The organism is Wolbachia endosymbiont of Glossina morsitans morsitans, assembly GCF_000689175.1.
Taxonomy (GTDB): domain Bacteria; phylum Pseudomonadota; class Alphaproteobacteria; order Rickettsiales; family Anaplasmataceae; genus Wolbachia; species Wolbachia pipientis.
Genome location: NZ_AWUH01000061.1, coordinates 12,656 through 16,842 on the forward strand (window position 1 = coordinate 12,656; position 4,187 = coordinate 16,842).

Annotated in this window: 3 protein-coding genes; all 3 read left to right on the forward strand. The window is 36.0% G+C overall.

The features are described from left to right. The first annotated feature begins 499 nt into the window (after positions 1-499). Positions 500-2,395 (forward strand): molecular chaperone HtpG, encoded by a 1,896-nt coding sequence (gene htpG, locus WGMM_RS01515; protein ID WP_038249049.1) that lies wholly within the window; start codon positions 500-502, stop codon positions 2,393-2,395. Between the two features lie 38 nt (positions 2,396-2,433). Next, positions 2,434-3,555, forward strand: a complete 1,122-nt coding sequence (locus tag WGMM_RS01520; protein WP_038249033.1) for a host RNA manipulator TomO — start codon at positions 2,434-2,436, stop codon at positions 3,553-3,555. Positions 3,556-3,612: 57 nt separating this feature from the next. Then, positions 3,613-4,187: hypothetical protein (locus WGMM_RS01525; protein ID WP_038249035.1), on the forward strand; the 575-nt coding region annotated here is incomplete at its 3' end.

The window sequence follows — 4,187 nt, forward strand, 5'->3', positions numbered from 1 at the left end:
ACCGTGACTCAGCCGCTTTTAAGCCGCAACTAATCTAAATTATAAACGTTAAGAAATTTACTAAACAGAAAAAAAGGACAAAGAAACCCTAGGGTAGCTAATTATTCACTATCCATTTTTTAAGTTGGCGTTTTTTGTATGTTTTAAATAGCATATTTCAGCTTGTGTAGCTAGAAATTTGATAAAGACATGAGGTGCACATAGTGCAAAAAATTAAGCATGATTCACGCCAAATACATTAAGTTTTTTGTCATTAATCCACTGCAGAGATTGCGAAGATAAATAAATAGCTTCAGTTTCATGATAAGGGGGCTGGCGAAGGGTGTCAAGGAAGTTTTTCGTTTCATCCAATACGCTGCCAAAAGTTTGTTATGCAAGAGATCCCATAAATTGGGTGTCATAATAACTACACCCACATTAATTTTGGTGTACGTGACCTTGAAAAATCGTGATTCAATACTTAAATCATTAGGGTGGTAGGCAAATAATGGAGCTCAAAATGCATAATGTACAAGAAACTGAAAATTTAAAATTTGACGCTGAGGTAGGGAAAGTACTGAATATAGTGATTCATTCACTTTACACCAATAAAGACATTTTTCTGCGTGAATTAATATCAAATGCATCAGATGCATGTGATAAGTTGCGCTATGAATCTCAACTAAACCCTAATTTGCTGGATTTGAGTGACGAATTAAAAATCACTATCAGCTCCAATAAAGATAAGAACGAGCTATATATCACTGATAATGGCATTGGAATGAATAGACAGGATTTAATAGACAATCTTGGTACAATTGCAAGCTCTGGTACGCAGAAGTTCTTGGATGCGATTAAGAATAGCAAGGATTCAAGCCAAACTGTGGAGCTGATTGGGAAGTTTGGTGTTGGTTTTTACTCAAGCTTTATGGTTGCATCAGAAGTAATAGTAGAATCGAGAAAAGCTGGAGAAGAGGAGTCTTGGATCTGGCAATCCAAAGGAGATGGGGAATATTCAATCAGCAAGTCAGATAATCAAGTCCCTCGCGGAACCAAAATTACGCTCATTATGCATCCTGAAGAAAACGAGTTTTTAGATAAATTTCGTGTTGAAAATATTGTCACTACTTACTCTGATCACATAAATTTTCCTGTTGAATTTATAGACGAAGAAGGAAAAAGTGAAAAGTTAAACAGTAAGGCTGCAATTTGGACTAAGCCAAAAAATGACGTTACTCAAGAGGAGCACAACGATTTTTTCCGCAGTGTTGCTCACGTTGGCGGGGAGCCCTGGATGATATTGCATAATAAAAATGAAGGTGCAATAGAGTATACAAATTTGCTTTATGTTCCTTCTATAAAACCTTTTGATTTATTCCATCCAGATAGACGTTGCTCTGTGAAGTTATATGTAAATAAAGTATTTATCACTGAAGATAACGTACAGATTATACCACAATACTTGCGTTTTCTGAAAGGCGTGGTTGATTCACCGGACTTGCCTCTTAATATCAGCAGAGAAACGCTGCAGAATGATCGTGTTGTTGAGCAGATCAGAAAATCTCTCACTAAGCGTGTGATATCAGAGCTCGGTAGAAAAGCAAAAGAGAATTTAGAGGAATATACAAAATTCTGGACCAATTTTGGTGCAGTTTTAAAGGAAGGTCTTTGTGAAGCTATGCCAACTGATGAGAGAGAAGCACTACTCTCAATTTGCAGATTTCATAGTACTGGTGATGAGAAATTAGTCAGCATTGATGACTATATAAGCAAAATGAAGCCTGAGCAGGAACATATCTATTATCTCACCGGAAATAGCCTCGATTCAGTGAAAAACAGTCCGCAACTTGAGGGGTTCGTCAGTAAAGGGCTGGAGGTTCTTCTGTTCGTTGATCCAGTGGATGATTTCTGGACTAGTGTCATTCATGAATATAAAGATCAAAAGTTTAAGTCTGTGACTCGCGCTGATGTTGATTTGGAAAAGTTCTCTTCAGAAGAAGATAAGAAAAATGAAGAAAACAAATCGAATGAAGAAAAAACTGAGGAAACTATATTGCAATATTTTACCACAGTGCTTGGAGATTCAGTAAAAAGCGTAAAAATTTCCAAAAAATTGACTGATAGTCCCGTATGCCTAGCGGTTGATGAAGGTGCTATGGATCTTCGCATGGAGCGTTTTTTGCATGAACAAAAGCAGCTAAATTACCGCACGCCAAAGGTGCTTGAAATTAACACTAAGCATCCTGTAATAAAGAGTATAATGAAATCTTATGCTGAAAGTGGTGAAAACCCAACATTGGAGGACATGGTTCACTTATTGTTTTACCAAGCTTGCATCGTGGAAGGCGAAGAGATGGATGACGCGAGCAGCTTTGCTAAGAGACTGAATAATTTGCTTGGCAAGATTTCTGTTTAATGCTATACCTAGCTTAGCTGCTAGTTAGGAGGTAAAACATGTTTGGTTCCAATTTTAGAGACTTTCTATCACAAGATACAACTTCACAGGGCCAATCAAATTCTGAAAGATTAATCAAAAGTTGGCATGGTTTTGAAAAACCAGATCCTGAAGATTCAGGTATTGAAGAAGAGTTTGAAGTTTTAGATAGCGAAAGTCAAGAGATACCAGCTACTCCATGTAGCACACCCCCTGAAGATCTAAGTTTAGAGAATGCAATACTTGCAAACTTTCCTGATGGTTGTGATAGGTCGTTTACTGTAGAGTTAAAAGATGAAGATTCATATGGTATCATTCCTAAAAACTTAACTTTTGCTGAGATTATAAATATCTTAAATCAAGCTATACAAGAGGATAATTGTGAAGAATTAGACAAGGTTGTACAAAATATTGAAGATTATGAAGGCAGGTCTATTACGCTGGATAATGAAAATCTCAAAGATTTCTGTTCAAATCAACTTAATTTGGAGTTACAAAACGGAAGCAACCATCAACATATATATTCAAATGTACTATCACAATATAAATTTGATCAAGAGGGTTTCAAGTATGATTATTCAGTAAAAGAATTGGTACTATTGGCAATTGCAGCTAATGACAAGCTAGTAGAGCAATATCAGGATTTTCTTTTTGCTGAAGGAAATTTAAGTCTTTTACCTCTCCTTGTTGGTGGTCAAAAATATATTGAAGCTTTTATAGAAAAATTCCATGGTACCGATGGAGTTTATGGAAGATTAAAAGATCAAACTATACAACTTGTCGAACCTAATAAGATTGGTTTTTTCCCAGTTATAGCATTAAGAAAAGAGCAAGAATTATTAAATGCAGTTTTTGTCGAATACGTTTTAAGAGATTTTGGACAGGTGTTAAAAACAAGTAATCCTGATTCTTTGTATGGTGTGCTTGAAACAGCGTCTCTGATCAAAAATGAAGAATTCATCACGATAGTGCCTATCCATAAGTCCAAAAAATATATCGATATCGGTAGAGTCAAACACAAGGAAATATTTTGCCCGAGATCTCTTACCTCCTTGGCTGCATTAACAGAAATGAAAAATCGAACATATTGTGTTACGCTCTTTTGTGGTCGCGATCACCGTCGCTGCCCCGTTATAAAGTAGCTTGCGCCTGGATATGGCCTGGCACGCATTATACGATAAATGGGTTACGATATATGAATGCTGAAAAACATAGGAGCTCGTGGCAAAAAAGAAATTTATGATTTAATTCTGAAAACTGCATTGGATGCTGGTAATATTGCATTTATCGAGCACTTGTGTGAAAAATGTGCTAAATGCAGCAATAATGTTATCGGCTATCTCAATCAAAAATTTAAAAATAACGAATTTGATAACATACACGAATCAATCCTCATTGCATTGTCTAATGTTGAATACACAAACACAGACGTTATAGTCGAGGTGCTTTTTTACACTAAAGAAATCCATCAAAACGTGTCACATAATGAGCAAGTGATTAGGCCGGTCATACAGAATATACTGAAAAATGCAACACGCTACTCAATAGGCCAAGAAGATTACTCCTTAGTCAAGGAAGTATGTTACTTATACACAGAAGAGGGTGCAATTAACGTAATTTTTCAAGAGGAGTGTAAGATTTTTAAATCTAGCATAGAAAAGCGCATAGAAGATCTGGAAAAGGAAAACAAATTATTGCAATCTGAAGCTTTACGTGAATATAACAGCCGTCTTCCAGGTATTGTAAATGGATTACTTCAGACTGCTTGCATAGT

Bases quoted from the DNA above. Each gene is read 5' to 3' on its own strand.
- htpG (WP_038249049.1), top strand. From the start codon at position 500: ATGCATAATGTACAAGAAACTGAAAATTTAAAATTTGACGCTGAGGTA.
- WGMM_RS01520 (WP_038249033.1), top strand. From the start codon at position 2,434: ATGTTTGGTTCCAATTTTAGAGACTTTCTATCACAAGATACAACTTCA.